The organism is Vibrio sp. Makdt, from assembly GCF_027587015.1.
Taxonomy (GTDB): Bacteria; Pseudomonadota; Gammaproteobacteria; order Enterobacterales; family Vibrionaceae; genus Vibrio; species Vibrio chagasii_B.
In genome coordinates this window covers 55,582-78,423 of sequence record NZ_JAPPTH010000024.1, presented here as the reverse complement: position 1 = coordinate 78,423, position 22,842 = coordinate 55,582, and the positions used below count along the sequence as shown (strand labels likewise).

Annotated in this window: 19 protein-coding genes; 14 read left to right on the top strand and 5 right to left on the bottom strand. The window is 44.3% G+C overall.

The annotated features are described in order from the left end of the window. The coding region (locus tag OH460_RS22305; RefSeq protein WP_269999557.1) for a hypothetical protein at positions 1-201 on the top strand (201 nt) is incomplete at its 5' end. 669 nt (positions 202-870) lie between these two features. Here the strand turns inward: OH460_RS22305 and OH460_RS22300 are convergent. Further along, positions 871-1,167, bottom strand: a complete 297-nt coding sequence (locus OH460_RS22300; RefSeq protein ID WP_017632542.1) for a hypothetical protein — start codon at positions 1,165-1,167, stop codon at positions 871-873. A 229-nt stretch (positions 1,168-1,396) separates the two neighbouring features. Between OH460_RS22300 and OH460_RS22295 the strand changes: the two genes are divergently transcribed. Beyond that, positions 1,397-1,588 carry a helix-turn-helix domain-containing protein gene (locus tag OH460_RS22295; RefSeq protein ID WP_239834802.1) on the top strand — a complete coding sequence of 64 codons (192 nt, stop codon included), beginning with the start codon at positions 1,397-1,399 and terminating at the stop codon, positions 1,586-1,588. Between the two features lie 21 nt (positions 1,589-1,609). Here OH460_RS22295 and OH460_RS22290 read toward each other — a convergent pair whose 3' ends face one another. Both OH460_RS22290 and OH460_RS22285 read right to left on the bottom strand, forming a co-directional pair. Then, positions 1,610-2,902: a tyrosine-type recombinase/integrase gene (locus tag OH460_RS22290; protein ID WP_269999556.1), complete on the bottom strand. Its 1,293-nt coding sequence runs from the start codon at positions 2,900-2,902 to the stop codon at positions 1,610-1,612. Positions 2,903-3,235: 333 nt separating this feature from the next. Next, positions 3,236-3,739: a GNAT family N-acetyltransferase gene (locus OH460_RS22285; RefSeq protein WP_269999555.1), complete on the bottom strand. Its 504-nt coding sequence runs from the start codon at positions 3,737-3,739 to the stop codon at positions 3,236-3,238. Between the two features lie 361 nt (positions 3,740-4,100). Here OH460_RS22285 and aroC point away from each other — a divergent pair, with 361 nt between their 5' ends. Further along, positions 4,101-5,186: a chorismate synthase gene (aroC, locus tag OH460_RS22280; RefSeq protein ID WP_269999554.1), complete on the top strand. Its 1,086-nt coding sequence runs from the start codon at positions 4,101-4,103 to the stop codon at positions 5,184-5,186. Between the two features lie 72 nt (positions 5,187-5,258). On the opposite strand, the gene OH460_RS22275 is transcribed toward aroC, so the two are convergent. Beyond that, positions 5,259-5,882: a trimeric intracellular cation channel family protein gene (locus OH460_RS22275; RefSeq protein WP_269999553.1), complete on the bottom strand. Its 624-nt coding sequence runs from the start codon at positions 5,880-5,882 to the stop codon at positions 5,259-5,261. Between the two features lie 299 nt (positions 5,883-6,181). Here OH460_RS22275 and OH460_RS22270 point away from each other — a divergent pair, with 299 nt between their 5' ends. The 3 genes from OH460_RS22270 (at position 6,182) to OH460_RS22260 (ending at position 7,672) form a co-directional block, all read left to right on the top strand. Then, the gene (locus tag OH460_RS22270) at positions 6,182-6,712 is read left to right on the top strand and encodes an elongation factor P hydroxylase (RefSeq protein ID WP_061033725.1); all 531 of its coding nucleotides are present in this window, start codon (positions 6,182-6,184) and stop codon (positions 6,710-6,712) included. Between the two features lie 9 nt (positions 6,713-6,721). Continuing rightward, positions 6,722-6,985, top strand: coding sequence for a YfcL family protein (locus tag OH460_RS22265; protein WP_004737967.1), 264 nt, complete (start codon positions 6,722-6,724; stop codon positions 6,983-6,985). 165 nt (positions 6,986-7,150) lie between these two features. After that, the gene (locus OH460_RS22260; RefSeq protein WP_269999552.1) at positions 7,151-7,672 is read left to right on the top strand and encodes an NADPH-dependent FMN reductase; all 522 of its coding nucleotides are present in this window, start codon (positions 7,151-7,153) and stop codon (positions 7,670-7,672) included. A 134-nt stretch (positions 7,673-7,806) separates the two neighbouring features. Here OH460_RS22260 and mnmC read toward each other — a convergent pair whose 3' ends face one another. Continuing rightward, on the bottom strand, positions 7,807-9,885 hold the full coding sequence (gene mnmC, locus OH460_RS22255) for a bifunctional tRNA (5-methylaminomethyl-2-thiouridine)(34)-methyltransferase MnmD/FAD-dependent 5-carboxymethylaminomethyl-2-thiouridine(34) oxidoreductase MnmC (protein WP_269999551.1): 2,079 nt from the start codon (positions 9,883-9,885) through the stop codon (positions 7,807-7,809). A gap of 128 nt (positions 9,886-10,013) precedes the next feature. Here mnmC and fabB point away from each other — a divergent pair, with 128 nt between their 5' ends. From fabB to OH460_RS22215, 8 genes are all read left to right on the top strand, one after another. Beyond that, the gene (gene fabB, locus OH460_RS22250) at positions 10,014-11,225 is read left to right on the top strand and encodes a beta-ketoacyl-ACP synthase I (protein ID WP_004737973.1); all 1,212 of its coding nucleotides are present in this window, start codon (positions 10,014-10,016) and stop codon (positions 11,223-11,225) included. A 431-nt stretch (positions 11,226-11,656) separates the two neighbouring features. After that, positions 11,657-12,790: a 4-phosphoerythronate dehydrogenase gene (locus OH460_RS22245; RefSeq protein ID WP_269999550.1), complete on the top strand. Its 1,134-nt coding sequence runs from the start codon at positions 11,657-11,659 to the stop codon at positions 12,788-12,790. 12 nt (positions 12,791-12,802) lie between these two features. Next, positions 12,803-13,816, top strand: a complete 1,014-nt coding sequence (locus OH460_RS22240) for an aspartate-semialdehyde dehydrogenase (RefSeq protein WP_269999549.1) — start codon at positions 12,803-12,805, stop codon at positions 13,814-13,816. Between the two features lie 208 nt (positions 13,817-14,024). Beyond that, the gene (locus tag OH460_RS22235; protein ID WP_269999548.1) at positions 14,025-18,890 is read left to right on the top strand and encodes a FimV/HubP family polar landmark protein; all 4,866 of its coding nucleotides are present in this window, start codon (positions 14,025-14,027) and stop codon (positions 18,888-18,890) included. Positions 18,891-19,035: 145 nt separating this feature from the next. After that, positions 19,036-19,830, top strand: a complete 795-nt coding sequence (truA, locus tag OH460_RS22230) for a tRNA pseudouridine(38-40) synthase TruA (RefSeq protein ID WP_008220283.1) — start codon at positions 19,036-19,038, stop codon at positions 19,828-19,830. 175 nt (positions 19,831-20,005) lie between these two features. Then, entirely contained in the window at positions 20,006-20,932 is a 927-nt protein-coding gene (gene accD, locus OH460_RS22225; RefSeq protein ID WP_004740637.1) for an acetyl-CoA carboxylase, carboxyltransferase subunit beta, read from the top strand. Between the two features lie 42 nt (positions 20,933-20,974). Continuing rightward, a complete protein-coding gene (gene folC, locus OH460_RS22220) occupies positions 20,975-22,240 on the top strand; it encodes a bifunctional tetrahydrofolate synthase/dihydrofolate synthase (RefSeq protein ID WP_269999547.1) in 1,266 nt (421 codons plus the stop codon). Then, the gene (locus tag OH460_RS22215) at positions 22,241-22,807 is read left to right on the top strand and encodes an SPOR domain-containing protein (RefSeq protein ID WP_008220288.1); all 567 of its coding nucleotides are present in this window, start codon (positions 22,241-22,243) and stop codon (positions 22,805-22,807) included. The last annotated feature ends 35 nt before the right edge of the window (positions 22,808-22,842 follow it).

Sequence of the window (22,842 nt, the reverse complement as noted above, 5' to 3'; positions counted from 1 at the left end):
ACTAACAAAAGATCTGTAGTTGATGGGAAGCATACCGTAACAAATGTAATTAGCGATGTGAATTTCACGGCATTTAGTGGTTTTTTTTCAGGAAGATTAAAAAATAATGAATTTATAGAGTTGTACTTCTGCGATGTTTGTCAGTTTGAAGGTCGGCTGTTAAAGAAACGTAAAACCTTTTTCTACTCTCCAATGATTTAGTTTTGTAATGTGTCATCACAGAGGTAGTTAGAGCGGCTCTGTGATGACGTTTATAAAAAGGTGTATTGTTCAAATCAGGTATGGAGTGGAGTTTAACATCTAGTTCTGAAAAGCCTCATTTTTTGACTTATATGGGATGTAGTGTCATTGTCTAGTTGTTCAATTGACTTAGACACTTGTTTTCGATTTGCAGCTTTGTTTATTGAAAATTCCATTAAATTCAAAGGCTTGCTAAAGACTTTTGACGAGAGATAGTCTTCAAATCCCTATCCCTCACCACATTTATGATGCCCGAGCCAATGAAATACATTAGCTCGGGCTTTTTTACATACGTTAGTTTTTGAAAAGCGTTTGCTATCACTAACGAACGCTTCTCATTTTTACTTGGCAGCAGACTTCACGAGTCAACTCATCTATCAGCTTATTGGCCAAGCTCCGCTTTGGTCGCCGAGTCCAATGGGGATTCAGCTGTAATAGCTACTAAAAATGCTTTGAGTGCCTCGGCTACTTGATAGCTTAAATTTAAAGGTCTAATTTTCGTAAGCGCCAGTTACCCGGCCTATTGATGAGGAGAACCAAAGCCGTTAGGCTTTGTTTAGGTTATTGATTTAGCTCTTTCGGAGTTAACATTAAAAGTCCACCAGCGATGCTGGTGGGCTTTTACGTAAATTAATGCAGATAGGTTTGTTTTTCTGAAGATGATATTTGCCTTATAATCCAACTTGCATCATGGACCTGAGCTCCTTGTCGACATTTAAGTAGTACTTCTATTGCTCGCTGGGATAAATGATTTACATAACCTTCAGTTAGATGGCAATTTATATGGAAATCATGTTCCCATATTTTATCTTGTATTGAAGGCTGGTAGCTTCTTACTTCATCGCTGGTTAAGTGATGGAATTCCTCAAAAGCTGCAATCTCTAAGCATATTCCTGCAGTTTGAATCTCTATAGGGGTGATGTTCATTTTCAACTCCATATTCTTCGAAACTTTCGTGGGGTCTTCCCACAGATGAGACCAGAGTCACAGCGAACTAGAGTTGTACAAATTACACTCTTTAGTCATACATATTGGTCTTTAGGAGCGCATTTATAATCTCCTATAGATTAAGATTAGTACATGCTTGCTTCTTTGCAACTTATTATGACTTATAGGAGGTTATATTTTGCTTTTAAAAAGCGTAGTAAAGTGCCATTTGTCTAGAATTATGGGCGAAAAGCGGTTAAAGATTTCAATTGTTTCGAGGGATACTGGGATTAATCGAGGCACCATCACACGCTTGTATTACGATGAAGCGGAGAGGGTAGAGCTAGATGTCATTGGTAAGTTGTGTTTGTATCTGGATGTTCAAATTGACGAACTTTTTGAAGTTGAGCGTCTTGAATAGGCCATAGTTTCAATGCGTGATCTACGAAATGTCCCCAAACTTTGAGCGCTCAATTAATCGTTCATTTAGAACTGCTTCCCATAGCTCTAGTCCGTCTCTTTTCTCGTCCAGGTACTCATACCTATCATAGTGTTTGCCTGAGACATCACTGATAGCATGTCCCTGAATTCTATCACGGACTTCTTTACTGATTTTGAATTGACCGCCAAGCGTTTTAAATGTTCGTCTAAAGTCTCTCGCAATAAAGTTATCAATTTCTGTATTCCGTTTGTAGGACAGCAGTGCTTGAGCAAGAGTGTTGCTTGGCATTGGTTCAGTTGGCTTGGTCTTTTTATGGAACACAAATGGACTATTAAATTCGTTATCTTTGAGGCACTCCTTGAGGATCTCCACTGCGGTATGAGTGAGAGGTACTACATGAGCGTGGTTGGTTTTGAAAATTTCAGCGCGAATCGTGAGTGTTTTATCGCGGAAGTTAATATCGTTCCATTTAGTATTGGCGATCTCATAGGGGCGCTGGCCTCCTAAATAGAAACAAAGCTTGATAAAGCGTCGCGTTGATGTTGCTAACTTAAGGTCGTGATAACGATAACTCATGTCATGGATGAGTTGTACTAATTCATCAATGTTTAAGAAACGGTCTCCTGCCTTTTCGGCGTATGTTTGCTTAGGAATTGCTGAAATAGGGTTGTATTTCAACCCAAACTTCACTTTAGAGTTATTACTTGCTGGGTCATTATCGTTTTTAAGTCCAAACTCAAAGGCGGCATGTAAGTAAGAACGAAGCTTATTACTTTTTGGAGCGTAACCTTCTTGGATAGGGATGCTGAGAGCCTGCATAAAATCACTTGGTTCGAAGCTTTTTGCTTTGCGTGTTTTATCAAGGTAAGGGTAGATGTTGCAGATGATTTTTTGTTTATCTTCTTCGTAATTTCTTTTTCCGCGCTTACATTTGTCTAATGTATAAAGGTCTATCAGCTGCTCAAACGAACCAGCCCTGAGTGACTCTTGTTCGAGATATTCTTGCTCTGCTTCTTTTTCCTGAAGGTATTCTAACGGGTCTATACCTTGAGACAGTAATTCGCTGTACGATTCAGCGATTTTCCTTGCCTTGGCCAGCGAAACTCCTGGTAAGCGGCCTATCGGAATCAAAATTGCTTTTGAACTTTGGAAGTAACGAAACTTAAAAGATTTTGAACCGGCAGGCGTTACTTGAACACCTAATCGTCCTTTTCCGCGCTCGCCTGTTTTATCCCAAGCGTAGAATGAACTTTTTTTAGGCGTTAGGCTGTTAATTTGTGTAACAGTGAGCATAAATTTTTCTCCAAGCTTCGTTGATTAAAAATAGCACTTGCCTAGATCCGTGGTCAAGTATATGGTCAAGTAACTAGTGATATTTTTGAAACTTGATGAAACATAATAAAACTTATATTTATTTTATTCATGTTATAATTTATTGATTTTTAGAGTTTTATCGTTTTATTTTGATTCTTTGTGTTTCATGTTGATTTCGACATCCCATCTCTTCTAAGGATGTGGTCGAAGGTTCGAATCCTTCAGGGCGTGCCATTATTTAAAGAAACCCGATAGCTCTCTGAGTTGTCGGGTTTTTTGCATTTCAGGGCGAGTTCAACTTTCTCTTTTTTGCTAAGCCGTCACGACCTCTGGAATGTATCTGAGGCCTAACATCGTACATCCATCTTCTAAATAAGTGTCTGTCACCACATCGAAGCCGAATTTACCATAGTAGTCTTTCAGGTGTGCTTGTGCCGAAATAAAAATAGAGCTTTCCGGGTAAATCTTGCGAGTCGCATCGAAGCTTACTTGCATGAGTTGGTTACCTACCTGCTTGCCTCGGTACTCTTTTGCTACAATGACACGACCGATACACACATCGTCGGCATTCGGGTCGATTAGTGGGAGCACATCACTAGGGTATCCCAGTTTGGGAGGCATAATACGACTGTAAGCAACGAGACGTTCGTTATCATAGCCCATGACGTGATAGGTCTCTGGATGGTTATCTTTGCCATCTAGATCACTGTAAGGCGTATTCATGTCTACGATAAAAATGTCGACTCTTTCCCGCAAGAAATCATAGAGCTCATCAACCGACAGCGCCGCAAATTTTTTCACTCTCCACTCGAACATCACTTTTTCCTTATTATTTTGGGCTACAACATAGAGGCTATTTAAACCGAGTTCATTAACCTTTGTTAACTGGCCTGCGACTAGAGTAGGAAATGACTTGTTTGGAGAAAGCAAAAGGGTAAGCGTTTTCCATTTGGTCATCTGAGCATCATAAAAACAACTTCTTTGAGCCACTATTTATTTCCTTCTCTTATTCATTTCGTTCGGCTCATGTAATAGAAAGTTAAAATTGTTCCTTTTTTGGGGTTTACATCATTTAGTAATAAAGCCACTATGAATTCACGAAGAATAGACAAGTAAAGCTGTTCACCAGCGGGTTTAGGAATCAAACCTTCTGCTGATGGCTGATTTAGAGGAAGTAATGGCAGGAAACAGTATCGGACAACATTTCCGCGTGACCACGTTCGGAGAAAGTCACGGTATCGCACTAGGATGTATCGTAGATGGGTGCCCACCAGGATTAGAAATTACCGAAGCAGACCTTCAAAAAGATTTGGACCGTCGTCGCCCTGGTACTTCTCGCTACACAACGGCTCGCCGTGAAGCAGATGAAGTAAAGATTTTATCAGGTGTATTTGAAGGCCAAACTACGGGTACTTCTATTGGTCTATTGATTGAAAATACAGACCAACGCTCTAAAGACTATTCCGAAATTAAAGACAAATTCCGCCCAGGCCACGCTGATTACACGTACCATCAAAAGTACGGTGTGCGTGATTACCGTGGTGGTGGTCGTTCTTCAGCTCGTGAAACAGCAATGCGTGTTGCGGCTGGTGCGATTGCAAAGAAATACCTAAAGCAAGAATTTGGTGTTGAAATCCAAGCTTACCTTTCTCAAATGGGCGATATCTCAATTGATAAAGTGGATTGGAACGAGATTGAAAACAACGCTTTCTTCTGCCCTGATGTAGATAAAGTACCTGAGTTTGACCAACTGATTCGTGACCTACTAAAAGAAGGCAACTCGATCGGTGCGAAGATTCAAGTGGTCGCGACTAAAGTGCCTGTAGGCCTTGGTGAGCCGATCTTTGATCGCTTAGATGCTGATATCGCGCACGCACTAATGAGCATTAACGCTGTGAAAGGCGTTGAGATTGGCGATGGCTTTGATGTGGTTAATCAACGCGGTAGCGAACACCGTGATCCATTAACGCCAGAAGGCTTCACTAGCAACCATGCTGGCGGTATCTTAGGTGGTATCTCTACTGGCCAAGATATTGTGGCAAGCATTGCGCTTAAGCCAACATCAAGCATTACGGTACCGGGTGACACTATCACTAAAGATGGTGAAGCGACGCAGCTCATCACTAAAGGTCGTCACGATCCATGTGTTGGTATTCGTGCGGTGCCAATTGCAGAAGCGATGCTAGCGATTGTTCTACTCGATCATCTATTACGCCATCGTGGTCAGAACCATGGCGTAACGACGAATACTCCTCAAATCTAACGATTGAGTGAATGAAAAAAAGGGTTGCTTCCTGTTGGAGCAACCCTTTTTGTTTTCTAGTGGTATTTGTTATTAATGCACAGAGCTTTCAGGATCAAGCTGGAATGAAGGCAAGCGCCATTTGAATCTCACTGCTGCCATACGCAGCAAGTAACCCACCACAAGTGTCACAATCGTTGCAGTGACATCGTTAATGCCAAACTCGAGTAAGCCTAGGTATAAGCCTGAAGCAATCAGTGCGATAGAGGCGTAAAGCTCTTCATGCAGCACCAGCGGTGTTTGACGACAGATAAGATCACGCAGCAAACCACCAAATACACCAGTAACCAGTGCTGATACCATACAGATCATTTGGTGAAGGCCCATGTTCATCGCCACTTTAGTGCCTATGATGCTGAATACAATCAGACCTAGCGCATCTAAGCGAATGAACAAACCTTTAAGTTTAATAACCCACTTAGCTAGGCCTGTTGTGACAACGCCTGCCACACAAGTAATCGCAAGAAATTCAGGGTTCTCAACCCAACCTAACGGGTAGTGGCCAAGCAAGATGTCTCGCACTGTACCACCGCCAATAGCCGTTGCGCTGGCAACCAACATTACACCAAACCAATCCATTTTTTGTTTACCAGCACTGAGAGCACCGGTCATGGCTTCTGCCGTGATGCCAATGATATACAAAACACTTAGTAGCATTGCTGTAGCTCTATTATTTAGGTCTATAAATTGGAGTCTTATAGGCCTTGGAGATATAAAAATGAAGCGCGAGTGTAGTAGTAAAACTGGCGATTGACGAATGAATATTTGTACCGTGAATGAGCATTTCAGATTAGCTAAACTAATCATTCACCTAAAAGTGGTGTAATCTGGATGCTGCAATCGATTGTCCACCTCTAGGACAACGATATTGCTAATGTCATTACCCCTAATAGGGCTTTACCGAGCGCGCAAAAAAACGCAAAATGCGCCTGTTCTTTTTACTTTAATTTGATTCTATGACGCACCAATATCCAGACATCATCAATATTTTCAACCAAACCTTTTTCGATAGCTTCAATACTAAACTCGAACTGGGTGAAGATGAGCCTATTTATCTACCAGCCGATGAGCAGGTTCCTCACCATCGTATCGTGTTTGCTCGCGGGTTTTATGCCTCTGCACTGCACGAGATCGCGCACTGGTGTGTAGCGGGTCCTGAGCGTCGTTTATTGGAAGATTTTGGTTATTGGTATGAGCCAGATGGCCGAACAGAAGCGGTTCAAGCTGAGTTTGAAAAGGTAGAAATCCGCCCGCAAGCGTATGAATGGATCATTGCAACCAGTGCAGGCTTTCCTTTTAATGTTAGCTGTGACAATCTACACGGCGATTTTGAGCCAGATCGTTTGGCCTTTATGAATAAAGTACACAACGAAGTCATGGGTATCCTAGAAGTTGGTCTTCCACCAAGAGTCAAAATGCTTTCTGAAGCGTTGCGCGACTTCTACGATGTAGAACCTCTGTGTGCTAGCCAGTTTATTGTGAAATAAGAGAATATTATGATTATCGAATTTGAAGAAAAACTACTTGAAGTAATTGATGCTCGCATTGAAAACGCATCAGATGACGAACTGTTTGCGGGTGGTTACTTACGTGGTCATATTTCTCTTTCAGTGGCTTCATGTGAAGAAGAAGGCATTGAAGATTTAGCCGAAGTGAAAGCGCGCATTGAGAAGAGCCTAGATGATGCTCGCTCTGAACTGACACCAGCAGATCGCACCATTGTGAATGACCTTTGGGTTGAGCTGCAAAACCAAGCTTAATTCTTGGTGATATCTGCTCAGTCCCTTCCTTTCCATTTTGCTGAGCAGTGAAGTTTGAGACTCATTCGAAATTTTTGAATGAGTCTGTTCAATCCTTGTGATGGTGCCATTTTCTGACTACGTTATTCTAATCCCACTTAACGAGATTACAGAAAGGGTTACATCATGAAAGTTATCGCATTCGGCGCAAGCACAAGCTCTACTTCTATCAACAAAGCACTAGCAACTTACGCAGCTAACTTGATTGAAGGTGCTGACGTAAAAGTTCTCAACATCACTGATTACAACGTTCCTATGTTCAGTGAAGACACTGAAAAAGAGATCGGTCAAGCAGAAGGCGCGCAAGCATTTTTGCGTGACCTAGCAGAAGCGGACGCATTTGTTATCTCTTTCGCAGAACACAACGGACATTACCCTGCAGCGTATAAAAACCTATTTGATTGGGCGACACGCATTGAGCGCTCAGTATTTGGCGAAAAGCCTGCGGTTTACCTAGCGACTTCTCCTGGCCCTGGTGGGGCACAAACAGTACTGGGCGCAGCGACAGGCTCGGCACCTTACTTTGGCGGTAACGTAAAAGCCTCAGTTTCTGTACCAAGCTTCTACGATAACTTCGACTTTGAATCTGGTTCTATCAGCAACGAAGAGATCGCACAACAAATTAAAGAAGCCGTCGCTAAGCTTTAACTCTTATTAGTGCTTAAACCCAGTAAAGTCGTTTGAAAGTTTAAGTCATCAGATACAAAAAGCCCGAGAGACATAACGTCACTCGGGCTTTTTCATTACAAATACTCTGAATTAACGAGCGAGTAGTCCGTCAGCTATTGATTGGTTTTCGCTTGTTTATCTGCGACCCATCCAGCCGTTAGCGCCTTGCCTTTACGCAGCCTACGCACCCACATTCTGCTAGGGTGGATGGCTTCCAGCACATCAGCTGGTAGAGGTAGTGGATCGCCACAGATTTGTGATGCTAACACTTCTGCAAGTAATGGAGCTGAGCTTAACCCTCGTGAGCCTAAACCGATAAAACAGAATAGGTTAGGGAAGCTTGTCACCGTTTGAACATCATCTACCGAGTCACGTTGTGGGTTAAAGTTATGCAGATTCTGATATTGCTCTTTAATGGCCTCAAAGTCGCCAACGTTACCGACAAACGGAAGGTGATCGCGGCTTACGCTACGAATGCCTTGGCGCGCTAGGTTGCCACTGGTATCGACCTCTTTTGTCCACTCTTGGTCTGGCAGTGATCCGTGCAGGCGCTCACCATTGTGCTGTTGAACTTCAGCATCAAACTTTTGGTCGATGTTGGTTTTGTCGTAGTTTGCGCCAATGCAATGGTGTCCATTGTTTGGGTTTTGTGGTGTTAAGTAACCATCAAAGCACAACACGGTTTTGAGTTTGCTGAGCTTTTCCGTGGTCGGAATGTGGCTCACCTGACCTTTAACTGGAGTCAGAGGTACAGGTTGAGTCTGCTCAAACTGAGTGAACTTGTGGCCGTTCGCAACAACTACTTGGTCATGTTTAGTTTGAATCTCACCTCGTGGTGTCTCAATAGTGAGTTGCCATTGTTGTTCAGCTTCGAGCCACTCTAACTGAGTCACTTGGTGTTGATAGTGTGTACTTACTTTATTGCTTTCTTCTAGTTGACCAATAAGGCCTTGAGTAAGCTGAAGTGGGCTTAACCACCCACCCAGAGGAAAGTAGACGCTCTCTTTATCAACTGGCAAACCGACCTTTTCATTTGCTTGCTCTGGCGATAAACGCTGAATCAAATCGGTGTGGAAATTCCCTTCCAACATGCGATTGAGCTTCTTAGTCGAGCCTTCATCCCACATCAAAATGTTCACACCACACCAGTTATGATCAAATTCAATAGACTTTGCCGCTTGATTGATGAACTGACGCGCAAACAACAATCCAGGGCCGAATATACGCGAAACGTTTGAGGTCGCCTCACTTAATAGCGGGTAAATTGCACCTTGGTTATTACCAGAGGCGTTACCAGCAGCTTGCTGATGTTCACAGTAAAGTGTGATGTTCTTGCCGCGGCGGCTCAGTGTTTTAGCTAACGCAGCACTGGCAACACCACCACCGATGATCGCGATGTCTTGTGAGTCGCTATGCTCTGATAAACCATACCAAGGTTTGATATTGGTATGGGCATGTTTTTCGCCAAGTCGGCCTGCAATCATTTCGCGCTTAGTACCAAAGCCTTTGACCTTCTTCATCTCAAAGCCAGCTTCAATTAACCCACGACGCACGAAACCGGCCGCGGTAAAAGTCGCACAGCTACAATCTTGTTTGGCTAGCTTTGCCATGCCATTGAATAGGTTTTGGTTCCACATCTCTGGGTTTTTGCTTGGGGCGAATCCATCTAGGAACCATGCATCCACCAAACCTTTCTTTGGCGTAGGCACGCTTGGCATACAGTCTTTGATATCACCGAACCATAAATCCAATGTGATTGTGCCATCGCCCAATACAATGCGGTGACATTCAGGCAGAGCGATAGGGTAATGTTCTTGGAGTTGCGTCGCATACTCGGCTAATTCAGGCCACGCTTGGTGCGCTTTGATGAGATCCTCTTTGTTTAAAGGATATTTCTCAAAACTGATGAAATGTAACTCTTTGGTAATAGCTTGAGGGTTATCTTTAAGAAAAGCATCGAACCATTGCCAAACCGCAAGAAAGTTTAGGCCAGTACCAAAGCCGGTTTCAGCGATCACAAAACGGCGCTGATCATGTTCAAGCCAACGCTCTGGAAGGTGGTTTTGCTTTAAAAAAACGTAACGAGTTTCTTCTAAACCATTCACGTTGGAGAAGTAAACATCGTCAAATTGGTCTGAAACTGGCGTGCCAGACTCATTCCATTCCAGCTCAGCATTAGTAATTGAAGTCATAAAATCTATCATTTTGTGATTTGAAGCGATATGTTGGTAGGGATTGTACGAATTTCTAGGAAAGCTGACCACTTTTGTTGGGCTTCTTAGTTATCATCTAGCTGAATTTAGAATTATAGGAATGTCACATGAAACGAGTCGTAATCACCGGTATGGGTATTGTTTCAAGTATCGGTAACAACGTCGAAGAAGTTTTAGCATCACTGAAAGAGGGTAAATCTGGTATTACCGCTTCAGAGCAGTTCAAGGAAAACGGCTTACGCTCTCAAGTTTGGGGTAACCTTAAAATGAACCCTGCTGACCATATTGATCGCAAAAAGATGCGCTTTATGGGTGATGCAGCGGCATTCGCTTATCTTTCAATGGAGCAAGCAATTGCAGACGCTGGCCTAACAGAAGAGCAAGTATCTAATGACCGCACCGGTATCGTTGCGGGTTCTGGTGGTGCTTCTTCTCTTAACCAAGTAAACGCAGTAGACATCATCCGTGAGAAGGGCGTTAAGCGTGTTGGTCCATACATGGTTCCACGTACAATGGCTTCAACGGTTTCTGCTTGTCTAGCAACTCCTTTTAAAATCCGTGGTGTGAACTACTCTATGAGTTCTGCATGTGCAACATCTGCACACTGTATTGGTCACGCAATGGAGCTTATCCAACTCGGTAAGCAAGACGTAGTATTCGCTGGTGGCGGTGAAGAACTAGATTGGTCTCTGACTATGATGTTCGACGCAATGGGCGCACTTTCTACTAAGTACAACGATACTCCTGAGCTGGCTTCTCGTACTTACGATGCAGACCGTGATGGTTTCGTTATCTCTGGTGGCGGCGGCATGCTAGTAATCGAAGAGCTTGAGCACGCAGTTGCTCGTGGCGCGAAAATCTACGGTGAGATCGTAGGCTACGGCGCAACTTCAGATGGCTACGACATGGTTGCCCCTTCTGGTGAAGGCGCGGTTCGTTGTATGAAGATGGCAATGCAAAACGTTGATGGCGTTGACTACGTGAACACTCACGGTACTTCAACTCCAGTTGGTGACGTGAAAGAGCTAGGTGCTATCCAAGAAGTATTTGGTGGCAACAGCCCAGCAATCTCAGCAACTAAAGCGATGACAGGTCATGCTCTAGGTGCCGCTGGCGTACACGAAGCGATTTACTCAACGCTAATGCTAGACAACGGCTTCATCGCTCCAAGCATTAACGTTTCTAACCTAGACGAAGCAGCTGCTGGCCTAGACATCGTAACTGAAGCTCGCGAACAAGAGCTAACAACAGTTATGTCTAACAGCTTTGGTTTCGGCGGTACAAACGCAACGCTAGTAATCAAAAAATACCAAGCTTAATTAGGCTTGAGTTAGATAGACAAAGGTTAATTGTTAACGGGTGACGCGAGTGCAGTTTCAACACGCACAGGTAACCCATTAACCATAACCCACAGAACAAAGCTTTCTAAACATAGGTTTTGAAACGGAAAGGTTTCCAGAGCTTGATCAGTAGTGGCTTTGGTCAGTACTGGTCGAACAGACGCAGACTCTGTCTCCTGGAGAGCGAGATAGGATCCTTTTGTTCTGGATGTTTGCCCGATTGTTAATTCAATCGGGCATTTTTCGTTTTAGGCTTGAGTAGTAAAAGCTGCGTAGGGCAATCAATCCTTATCTCAACAAGCCTTTATTCATAATGTATTCCATTTGTTACTCGACACCGTGTATGGAATTTTGCACAATCATTTCAATCTACATTTAGGTCGATAGACCCCAACAAAAGTACTCGCCAAATGAAAATCTTAATCGACGAAAACATGCCTTATGCAGAAGCGCTTTTTAGCCAGCTAGGTGAAGTGACAATGAAGTCTGGTCGCACATTAACTGCGGACGATCTGGTTGACGTAGACGCACTGATGATTCGCTCTGTTACCAAGGTGAACGAAGAATTAATCAGCAAAGCCAATAAACTGAAGTTTGTCGGTACCGCGACGGCAGGTATGGATCACGTTGACCAAGAATTGATGAAAGAGCGTGGCATTTTCTTTACCGCGGCACCGGGCTGTAACAAGGTAGGTGTGGCTGAATACGCGTTCAGTGCAATGATGGTTCTTGCGCAGCAACAAGGCTTCTCTGTATTTGATAAAACAGTTGGTATTATTGGTTGTGGTCAAGTGGGCAGCTACTTAGCAAAATGCCTTGAAGGTATTGGTATTAAAGTTCTACTGAACGACCCTCTAAAACAGCAAGAGGGTGACACTCGTGAGTTTACAGAACTAGAAACGCTGCTTAAGCAATCTGACGTTATCACGCTGCATACGCCAATCACTAAAACGGGTGAATTCCCAACGCATCACTTAATCAATGAGCAAGTGCTAAATAAGTTGCGTGCTGATCAAATCCTGATAAATGCGGCTCGCGGCCCTGTCGTGGATAACCAAGCACTAAAAGCTCGTCTGCAAAAAGCTGATGGCTTCACGGCCGTCCTTGATGTATTTGAGTTTGAACCTGAAGTCGACATGGAGCTGCTTCCTTTACTCTCTTTTGCAACACCTCACGTAGCGGGCTATGGTCTAGAGGGCAAAGCACGCGGTACAACGATGATCTTTAACAGCTATTGTGAGTTCTTAGGCAGTGAACAACGCGCTTACGCGAGCGATCTATTGCCGACACCGCCTGTGCCTCAAATGAAATTAGATAGAGCTTGGGACGAAGCAACACTGCACAATTTGACTCAGTTGATCTATGATGTGCGCAAAGACGATGCCTTATTCCGTCGCAATATCGCTACGCCAGGTTCTTTTGACAAGATGCGTAAAGAATATTGGGACCGCAGAGAATACAGTGCAGTCGAGTTAACAGGTGATGATTCTTGTAATCTAGCACCGTTAGCTAAACTCGGTTTTATGGTAAAGCCAACTTTATAAAAGAGAGAAACAATGAGCCAAGAATTTAATATTGCTATTTTAGGTGCGACTGGTGCGGTTGGTGAAACCATTCTTGAAGTACTTAAAGAGCGTAAATTCCCTATCGGTGAACTGCACTTACTAGCAAGTGAACGTAGTGAAGGTAAAACTTACCGCTTTAATGGTAAGACGATACAAGTGCAGAACGTTGCAGACTTCGATTGGTCTCAAGTTCATATCGCATTTTTCTCTGCTGGTGGCGACCTTTCTGAACAATGGGCTCCAGTTGCTGCGGATGAAGGTGTGGTCGTTATCGATAACACATCTAAGTTCCGCTACGAATACGATGTTCCACTGGTTGTGCCTGAAGTGAACCCAGAAGCAATTGCTGAGTTCCGCAACCGCAATATCATTGCGAACCCAAACTGTTCAACGATTCAAATGCTGGTTGCGCTTAAGCCAATTCACGATGAAGTCGGCCTAGAACGTATCAACGTATCTACTTACCAATCGGTTTCTGGTGCAGGTAAAACGGGTATCGATGAGCTTGCTGGTCAAACCGCTAAGCTTCTTAACGGCATGCCAGCTGAAAACTCAGCATTCCCACAGCAGATCGCGTTCAACTGTATCCCTCAAATTGATGAGTTCACGGAAAACGGCTACACGCGTGAAGAGATGAAGATGGTTTGGGAAACACAAAAGATCTTTAACGACTCTTCAATCACGGTGAACTCAACGTGTGTTCGTGTACCTGTGTTCTACGGTCATGCAGAATCTTTACACGTAGAAACTCGCTCACCAATCGGTGCAGACCAAGTGGTTCAACTACTAGAAAACACAGAAGGTGTTGAAGTTTTCCATGGTATGGAATTCCCAACACAAGTACGTGACGCTGGCGGTAAAGACCATGTAATGGTGGGTCGTATTCGTAACGACATCAGCCATCACAGCGGCATCAACATGTGGGTTGTTGCGGATAACGTTCGTAAGGGCGCTGCAACAAACGCAGTACAAATCGCTGAAGTTCTGATTCGCGATTACTTCTAAGCCTCACCGCTTTGACAAACAAGCCTCACTCTTTAGTGGGGCTTTTTTAATCGATTAAAAATATTGTTAGTCAAATTGTGTGAAATTGCTGCGAATATTGTCGCTGCAACACATTTTTTGTTTTCATCTCTATAGTTTTACGTCATTTATCCGATATATTTAATAGATCATCACTTTATCCGAATTTAAGCACCTAGCTGAGCCTTTTATGTTTCAAATTTTCAAGCAGTGGTTAATACCTTTTGCCGTTATCATTGCGACTCAGATTTCCGTTGTTCGTGCAGATTCCATTCGAGTTGTAGGGCCCAATGGTCAGATACAATCAGCGCCTACGTTTTCAGAACCTCTTCAAAGAGCTCAATCGAATAGCGCAGAGCCTTCTCGTTTCTATGGTCCGACTCGTGGCAATGAAACGCTATGGTCTATCGCGTCAAGATTGCGTCCAGATAACTCTGTCTCCGTCCAACAAACCTTGTTGGCAATTTACCGACTGAACCCACAAGCGTTTGAAAACCAGAATATCCATAGCTTGCTGCCAGCTAGTCATTTACGTGTCCCTTCTTTAGAGCAAGCTCGTGCAAGCTCTACGCAGCAAGCCATCAACATCATGAACTCGCACTTGGCCAAGCTGGATGATCCGGTCGCTAAGCCTGCAGTTAAACCAAAAGCAGCTCAAACCTCCAGTCAATCAAATGCAGGTTCGAAAAGTTCGGTTGCTACTAAACCAGCCCCTGCTGCTGAAACAGTACCAAAATCAGTGGCTGCTACTTCTCCTGTTAAAGACATGAACAAACTTGAGAAGCAGTTAGAGTTATCTGAAACAGAGCTGTTGTCACTGGAAGAGAAGAATCACCAACTTAGATTAATGCTATCGGATGTGCAGTCTGAGGTGGATGTTCTTAAGACAGAACTAAGTGACGAAGACCGTATTCGCAGTGAAGTTGAAAAGTTACTTGCTGAAGAGCGTAGAAAGAACGCTGAAATCGAAAAAATGGCGCCAAGTGCGATTGACCAGTTGCTGTCTAATGGTTGGCTGGTGGCTGCACTTGCGATCATTCCAGGCCTTTTACTTGGTCTTATCATTGTGATCTTGCTAGGGCGCCGTTCTAAAAATGAAGAGCAGCAACAACCAACGCAAGACCAGCCTATTCAGCCAGAGCCAAGCAGCGCTGCTCCAATGATGTTGGGCGATGAGATCGATGACCTAGACAATGAGTTGTCTCTCGATGATGAGCTGTTTGGTACGGAAGATGACGCAAATAAGCTGTTTGATGATCAAGCACTGGCTGATGAAGACGATGTGTTTGCTGGTCTAGATGAGTCAGACCTTGATTTCAACCTTGATGGTGAAGACGATGATCCGTTTGCCAGCATTGGTGAGAACGGCGATTTAGACACTAACTTCGATGATCTAGATTTAGACAGTAGCAACGGCATCAGTGTTAATGGTGAAGAGAAAGCGCTTGGCCTAGAAGAGATGGAACGTGCGCTTGATAAGACAGCAGAAAGTGCACTTGATTCTGATGAAGGTGATTTTGACCTGTCGGACGACAACTCAATGTCTGCTGATGACATTGAAGCTCTGCTATCTCAAGAGTCTCAGACCGAAGATCTAGGCTCCAACGAACTGGACCAATCGATGCTTGATGATCTGTTCGCGTTGGATGACGAAGACGACGACAGTTTCGACATTGACGCACTGATCTCAGAAGAGCAAAGTGATTCGACGCCAAGTACAGAGACGTCTGCAAGCGATGATTTTGATATCGATGCACTTATTTCTGAGCAACAAACCTCTCAACCAGAGCCAACAAGTGTTGAAGATGATATTGATGACATCTTTGCGCAAGTGGCTGCCCAGAATGAACAGAACGATCCTTTCAACCTAGATAGCGACGATGACAGTGCCAAAGATCTAAACAGCGGTTTGGCGTCTGACGACGATATCGAAAACATCTTAGCTCAGTTTGACCAGCCAGTAGAAAGCGAAGAGGAGCAGGAGAGTGTTGACCTGCTTGACGAGCAATTAGCTGGTGATGATGTCGATTTAAGTAACTCGACAGACTTACTTGATGAGATGTTAGAGAGCGACTCTGATGAAGATTCTGAAGGGGAACCTCTAGGTTTTGATGCTCTGTCTGAGTTGGAAGAACTGTCAGGCTTATCGACCGACGATGAACTTAACATTTCTGAAGACAGCACTGACATGTTGGATGAGTTGCTAAGTGATTCTGATGATGACTTCGAACTCGATGCAGAGAGCACTGACCTACTTGATGATTTCCTTGACGATGACGTTAATGATGCCAAGTTCACACTCGAAAGTGATGAAACCTTGGATGAATTGTTGGGTAGTGATCTGTCTGACGATGAGAATGGTGAACAAGCGACAGAGTCTCTTGACCCATTCGACGAGCTATTGACGACCGGTATTGAAGATGAAATTGAACCCGAAGTTCAAGTCTTTGATAAAGAGCTAGAAGCTGCATTTGATTTTGACAAGCAGAGTGATGAAGTCAGTAACCTTGCTGACGCTGATGTTGAATCATTACTGTCAGAGTCTTCTACTGCCCCAGAGTCTTTGGAATCTCCAGAAGAAGAGTTCGAGCAACCGGCAAGTACTGAACAAGCCCCGAGTTTGGAAGACATCGAACTTAACGATGAGCTAGCAAGTACAGAAGCGATAGAAAATAGCACAGAGCCTGAGCTTAAGGATGAAGCTACCGCATTTAATCGTGATGACTTTATTGATGATATGTTTGGTGTCGCGCCTGCAACGGATGCTTTGTTGGATGACGCATTGGAAACCACCGATGAAGCGCTTATCGATGAGCTAATGACGCCAGAATTTGACCAAGTGGTTGAAGAAGCTTCTGAACAACAAGCTCAATCTGACGTGATTGAACCCGCGGTCGGAGATACAAAACCAGAGGTCGAAAGCGATGGGTTAGATATCGACTCGTTACTCTCTGAAAATACCAGTGTTGATGAATTTGAGCAGGAACAACCTGATCTAGAGCCTTCACCGGAACTGGGTAGCCCAGAAGAAATCGCAACCAGCTTTGAGAGTGAAGCTACGTCTCCTGCGTCATTGGGTGACATTTCTGACGATGATGAAGATACAGTTGAAGACTGGCTGGCTGAAGCGATCAACGATGTAGAATCACCATCGAACATTGACTCTGATTTTGATTTTGAACCTAAGATTCAAGGTAGCGAAGAGTTCGATAATGTTGTTGAATCCTTGCCAGAGCCAGAGCCAGAGCCAGAGCCAGAGCCAGAGCCAGAGCCAGTTCGTGCTGCGAATATGCCTGAGATCATTCCAAATGAATTCGGTGTACCACAAGACGACGATTGGCTGATTGACGAAGACACCTCTGAAGCAGTGGCTGAAACTGCTGAAGAACCAACGCCAGAGCAACAGCCTGAAACGGCCCTGCAGCCAGAATCAGTAGAGCAACAGAGCGAAGACGAATTCTCGTTTGATGACTTCGAGCTTCCAGAGTTTAATGAAGAAGATGCATTGGCGGAAGCTGAGGCTGAAACTGCCACTGAACCGCAAGCAGAATCTCAATCTGAAACAGCACTACAGCCAGAAGCGGCAGAGCAACAGAGCGAAGATGAATTCTCGTTTGATGATTTCGAGCTTCCAGAATTTAATGAAGAAGATGCATTGGCGGAAGCTGAGGCTGAAACTGCCATTGCACCTCAAGCAGAGCCTCAATCTGAAACAGCATCACAGCCAGAAGCGGCAGAGCAACAGAGCGAAGACGAATTCTCGTTTGATGACTTCGAGCTCCCAGAGTTTAATGAAGAAGACGCGTTGGCGGAAGCTGAGTTAGAAGTTAGCACAGAAGCACAAGCTGAGCCTCAACCTGACACAGCACCACAACCAGAAGCTACAGAGCAACCAAGTGAAGACGATTTCTCATTTGACGACTTTGAGCTACCAGAGTTTGGTGAAGAAGACGCACTTGCTGAGGCTGTGAGTGAACCTGATGAAGCTCAGCTAGAGCAAGATTTATCGGATGGCAGCGAGAAGTTTGAGTTCGATGATCTTGACCTTCCAGAATACGATGAAGAAAGCGCTAAAGCGGACTCTGTTTTAGATGATATTGAGCAGAGCAGTGCAGAGCCTGTTGCAGAGGAGCAAGGCGCACAGTTTGACGAGTTCGATTTGCCTGAATACGGTGAAGATGAAGCGATCTCTGATGCATTTGAAGAAAAGCCTACGCCATTAACTGCCTTTAGTCCGCAGGGAGAAGAGCAAGACGCACTGCATGACCTGTTCTCTAACCCTCAAAGTTTCGCTGAAGCGGATGATTTCTCGGATGTCAATGAAGCGGATTTAGCCGGGTTCCCAGAAGCGAACGAATCAACAAGCGCACCTTTAGCACCTAGCACTGAGGTGAATGAAGTTGAAGACGAGCCGTTAGAAGGCTTCGATAACTTTGATGAAACTAATTTGGCTGAATTGCTTTCAGAAGATGTTCAAGACACAGTCGACAACATGTTCGAGAAGCCATTAGATGCGACATCGATTGATAGCGCTGGGTTAGATATTGATGCAATGCTTGAAGTGGGCGGTGAAGATTGGAAAGGTTTTAATCTTGCACCAGAACAGCAATCGAGCATGCAAGATGGTGTGCCGGATGATCAACAAGAGATCTGGGCGTCTGCAGAACAGCAAGCTGAACCTAAGATCAAAGAAGAGAACTGGGCGCAGCAAGATAACCTGACCGAATCATCGAATAGTCGTGATAAGCAATACATGACCATCGATGAGTTGATGGCTCAAGTTGAGCAAGAAGGGGAAGATGCTATTAATCCAGACGAAGAAGAGCTGAAGCTGGATGTTGGTCTGAACGAATTCCCTGATGTGATTGGCGATATAGGAAACTATGATGTTGATAGTAACGCTGAAGCAGCTGGTAAGCTTGATCTCGCTAAAATCTACATTGAGATGAGTGACTCTCAAGGCGCGATTAAGCTTCTAGAAGAAGCGATAGTCGACGGAAGCGACGATATTCGCCGCGAAGCTAAGAATCTTATCGATACGTTAAACGGCCGATAAATTGAGCGAGATATAAAGGGTAGCATTGGCTACCCTTTATTTTTGGTGGGTCGTGCTTTTAATATTATAGATTTAGTCCCATCCTATTTGGGATAGCACTCATTTCCGTATATACTTCTCGCCCATTTTCAAAGAGAACAAGAACATGAAAATTGCTTTAGGTATTGAATATAACGGTACCCACTACTTTGGTTGGCAACGCCAACGAGACGTGAAAAGTGTCCAAGAAGAATTGGAAAAGGCTCTTTCGGTTGTCGCAAATCACCCAGTAGAAGTTCAATGCGCAGGACGAACGGATGCCGGTGTTCACGGTACGGGACAAGTCGTTCACTTTGAAACCAATGTCGACCGCAAAATGGTGGCATGGACAATGGGTGCAAACGCCAACATGCCTAAAGACATCGCTGTTCGTTGGGCAACAGAAGTGAATGAAGATTTCCATGCTCGCTTCTCTGCAACGGCACGTCGCTACCGCTATATCATTTTCAATCATGCACTGCGCCCTGGAATCTTAAATTCAGGTGTGAGCCATTATCATGGTCACCTTGACGAGAAAAAGATGCATGAGGCAGGTCAGTACCTGCTGGGTGAAAATGATTTTACGTCGTTTAGAGCTACGCACTGCCAGTCTCATAGCCCGTGGCGAAATATGATTCACTTGAACGTGACTCGTCATGGCCACTACATCGTGATTGATATTAAGGCGAATGCGTTTGTGCACCATATGGTGAGAAACATTACGGGTAGCCTAATTGCCGTTGGTAAAGGTGAGCAGAAGCCAGAGTGGATCAAGTGGTTACTTGAAGCGAAAGACCGTAAGTTGGCTGGAGCGACTGCTAAAGCTGAAGGTCTCTATTTAGTGGATGTGGATTATCCAGAAGAATTCGGTCTTCCAAGAGAGCCAATTGGTCCTCTGTTTCTTCCAGATAATTTGAACTAAATGTGGGACTTAGGTTCAAAAAATATTGCGAAATCGTGCGTAAAATAGCTCAAGAAAATAGGTACAACCAGTTTTTTATCTACACTTGCTGTTTTATGTGCTTTAATCTCCTCGCATAATTCCCAAATTTATTTCTTTCGCAATCAAGCGGAAGAATCGAAACAAAAGGTCTTCCATGAGTTGGCTTGAAAAGATTTTAGAAAAAAGCAACATTGTAACATCTCGTAAAGCGTCTATCCCTGAGGGTGTTTGGACTAAATGTACTTCTTGTGAGCAGGTGCTTTACCATGCTGAGCTAGAGCGTAACCTAGAAGTATGTCCAAAATGTGACCATCACATGCGCATGAAAGCACGTCGCCGCCTAGAAACATTCCTAGACAAAGGTGAGCGTGTTGAACTTGGTACTGATCTTGAGCCGCAAGACAAACTGAAGTTCAAAGACTCTAAGCGTTATAAAGAGCGTATCTCTGCTGCTCAAAAGAACAGTGGTGAAACTGACGCACTTGTAGCAATGAAAGGTGAACTACTAGGTCTACCAATCGTAGCGTGTGCGTTTGAATTCTCATTCATGGGCGGTTCAATGGGCTCTGTAGTAGGTGCTCGTTTTGTTCGCGCTGTAGATGCTGCTATTGAAAACAACTGTGGCTTAGTTTGTTTCTCTGCAAGTGGCGGTGCGCGTATGCAAGAGGCACTAATGTCTCTAATGCAAATGGCAAAAACCAGTGCTGCACTTGAGCGTCTATCTGCGAAAGGCCTGCCGTTTATTTCAGTAATGACTGACCCAACAATGGGCGGTGTTTCTGCAAGTTTGGCAATGCTAGGTGATATCAACATCGGTGAGCCAAAAGCACTTATCGGTTTTGCTGGTCGTCGTGTAATCGAGCAAACAGTCCGTGAAGACCTACCTGAAGGTTTCCAACGTAGTGAGTTCCTACTAGACCACGGTGCTATCGATATGATCGTTGACCGTCGTGAAATGCGTCAGCGCGTAGCTAGCCTAGTTGCAAAAATGACCAATCAGCCTTCACCATTAGTAGTTTCTGTGAACGATTCACCGAATGAAGCTGCTTATGAAGTACCAGAAGCGCCAGAAAAAGGGTAAAGTACCTTCTAACAAACCAACTTTATTATGGTTATGAGTTAGATGAGTCAACAACCTATTCCTCAAGCCACATCCTCTTTGGAGATGTGGCTTGATTATTTATCAAACATCCACACCAGTGCTATTGATCTTGGACTAGACCGAGTTCAGGTCGTCGCCTCTAAGGCAAATCTTACCAAACCTGCTAAACACGTCATTACCGTTGCCGGAACCAACGGCAAAGGCTCAACGTGCGCACTGATGGAAGCCATTCTATTAGATGCGGGATACTCTGTTGGTGTCTACAGCTCTCCTCACTTAATTCGCTACAACGAACGTGTTCGAATCAATGGTCAAGATCTATCTGATGAAAAGATGGTTCAGTCTTTTGATTTTATTGAGAAAGAACGTGGTGAAATCAGCCTGAGCTTCTTCGAATACGGTACTTTGGCTGCGTTGCGCGCTTTTCAAACGGAAGCGGTCGACGTTGTATTGTTAGAAGTGGGCCTCGGCGGGCGCTTAGACGCTACTAATATCGTTGATCACGATGTGTCTGTCATCACAAGCTTGGCGGTTGACCATGTTGATTGGCTTGGCGATGACATCAATGTGATTGGTTTTGAGAAAGCGGGAATCTATCGTAGCGGTAAGCCGGCTATCTGTGGTCAACCTAAGCCTCCAGCGACGGTTGCTGCGCACGCCGATGATATCAAAGCTGAGTTTTATCAGGTCGGAATTCAATATACCTATGCCGTTGATGGCGATACTTGGAACTGGCATAGCGGTGCATTCCAACTGGAGTCGCTTCCTATCCCAACATTGCCACTCCCGAACGCGGCAACGGCATTGATGGCACTGGGCACATCAGAGTTAGATATTAGCGATGTGAACGTGGTTAATGGTTTGAAGAACGCTCAGCTTCCTGGGCGCATGCAACAAATTAGCGACCAGCCTGTGATTGTGCTCGATGTGGCTCATAACCCACATTCAGCAGAATACTTTGCACAGCAAGTTACTAAAAAATATGCGGGCAAGAACTTGCACGTTGTAGTCGCTATGCTTCATGACAAAGACATTCCAGCAACATTAGAAGTGTTAGCGCCAATTGCAACACACTGGTACCCAGCTTCTCTACAAGGGCCACGTGCAGCAACGGCAGCTGAACTTTGTCAGAGCCTTCCTCAAGGTGTTGAGCAGCATACAAACCCGGTTGCGGCGTTTGAGGCGGCGTTAGCATCAGCGAAAGGTGAAGACGATGTCGTGTTGGTGGTCGGTTCTTTCCATACAGTAGGGGAAGTGCTGGAGCATTGGCAGAAAAAAGGAAACTAGATGGCAAGTAAATTTCAGAGCCGCTTAGTCGGCACCATCATTTTAGTGGCCATTGGCGTGATTGTATTGCCAGATGTGCTTGATGGTAAAAAGCTTCACTACAAAGAAGAGTTTGCGAGCATTCCTATTAAGCCTGAACTTGATAGCAATGTGGAAGTGTTTGAGGTGCTTGACCCAGTGGAAGATCAGATTGCACTGCCGGATTCTCCAGTAGAGCGAGTGGTCGAAAGCGGTGGGTCATCAGAAACCCAAACGGCATCGGCTTCTGAAAAAGAAGCAGATAAAGTGGCGGTTGTGGTTAAGCCAGTACCTGAAAAAAATGAGTACCAAGACAGCGCTTGGATCATTCAATTGATGGCTTTGAAGAATGCTGACAACGCGAAAAGCGTGGTTAAGGATTTGCAAAAGCGTGGTTATCAGGCTCATACCAAGCAAGAAAAAACTTTTACGCGAGTAATTATTGGCCCAGATGTATCTAAATCCAAACTTGAGCGACAAATTAAGGAATTAGAAAAAATTACGGGTTCAAAAGGCCAATTGCTCAAATTTAAACCGTTAAATCCATAAGAAAACGTTTGCGTCAGCATTTTTTCTGTTAAAAT

What these genes read in the sequence shown, in the direction of transcription:
- OH460_RS22300 (WP_017632542.1), bottom strand. Translation starts at nt 1,167, where the DNA reads ATGAACATCACCCCTATAGAGATTCAAACTGCAGGAATATGCTTAGAG.
- OH460_RS22290 (WP_269999556.1), bottom strand. Translation starts at nt 2,902, where the DNA reads ATGCTCACTGTTACACAAATTAACAGCCTAACGCCTAAAAAAAGTTCA.
- OH460_RS22285 (WP_269999555.1), bottom strand. Translation starts at nt 3,739, where the DNA reads ATGTTCGAGTGGAGAGTGAAAAAATTTGCGGCGCTGTCGGTTGATGAG.
- aroC (WP_269999554.1), top strand. Translation starts at nt 4,101, where the DNA reads ATGGCAGGAAACAGTATCGGACAACATTTCCGCGTGACCACGTTCGGA.
- OH460_RS22275 (WP_269999553.1), bottom strand. Translation starts at nt 5,882, where the DNA reads ATGCTACTAAGTGTTTTGTATATCATTGGCATCACGGCAGAAGCCATG.
- OH460_RS22270 (WP_061033725.1), top strand. Translation starts at nt 6,182, where the DNA reads ATGACGCACCAATATCCAGACATCATCAATATTTTCAACCAAACCTTT.
- OH460_RS22265 (WP_004737967.1), top strand. Translation starts at nt 6,722, where the DNA reads ATGATTATCGAATTTGAAGAAAAACTACTTGAAGTAATTGATGCTCGC.
- OH460_RS22260 (WP_269999552.1), top strand. Translation starts at nt 7,151, where the DNA reads ATGAAAGTTATCGCATTCGGCGCAAGCACAAGCTCTACTTCTATCAAC.
- mnmC (WP_269999551.1), bottom strand. Translation starts at nt 9,885, where the DNA reads ATGACTTCAATTACTAATGCTGAGCTGGAATGGAATGAGTCTGGCACG.
- fabB (WP_004737973.1), top strand. Translation starts at nt 10,014, where the DNA reads ATGAAACGAGTCGTAATCACCGGTATGGGTATTGTTTCAAGTATCGGT.
- OH460_RS22245 (WP_269999550.1), top strand. Translation starts at nt 11,657, where the DNA reads ATGAAAATCTTAATCGACGAAAACATGCCTTATGCAGAAGCGCTTTTT.
- OH460_RS22240 (WP_269999549.1), top strand. Translation starts at nt 12,803, where the DNA reads ATGAGCCAAGAATTTAATATTGCTATTTTAGGTGCGACTGGTGCGGTT.
- OH460_RS22235 (WP_269999548.1), top strand. Translation starts at nt 14,025, where the DNA reads ATGTTTCAAATTTTCAAGCAGTGGTTAATACCTTTTGCCGTTATCATT.
- truA (WP_008220283.1), top strand. Translation starts at nt 19,036, where the DNA reads ATGAAAATTGCTTTAGGTATTGAATATAACGGTACCCACTACTTTGGT.
- accD (WP_004740637.1), top strand. Translation starts at nt 20,006, where the DNA reads ATGAGTTGGCTTGAAAAGATTTTAGAAAAAAGCAACATTGTAACATCT.
- folC (WP_269999547.1), top strand. Translation starts at nt 20,975, where the DNA reads ATGAGTCAACAACCTATTCCTCAAGCCACATCCTCTTTGGAGATGTGG.
- OH460_RS22215 (WP_008220288.1), top strand. Translation starts at nt 22,241, where the DNA reads ATGGCAAGTAAATTTCAGAGCCGCTTAGTCGGCACCATCATTTTAGTG.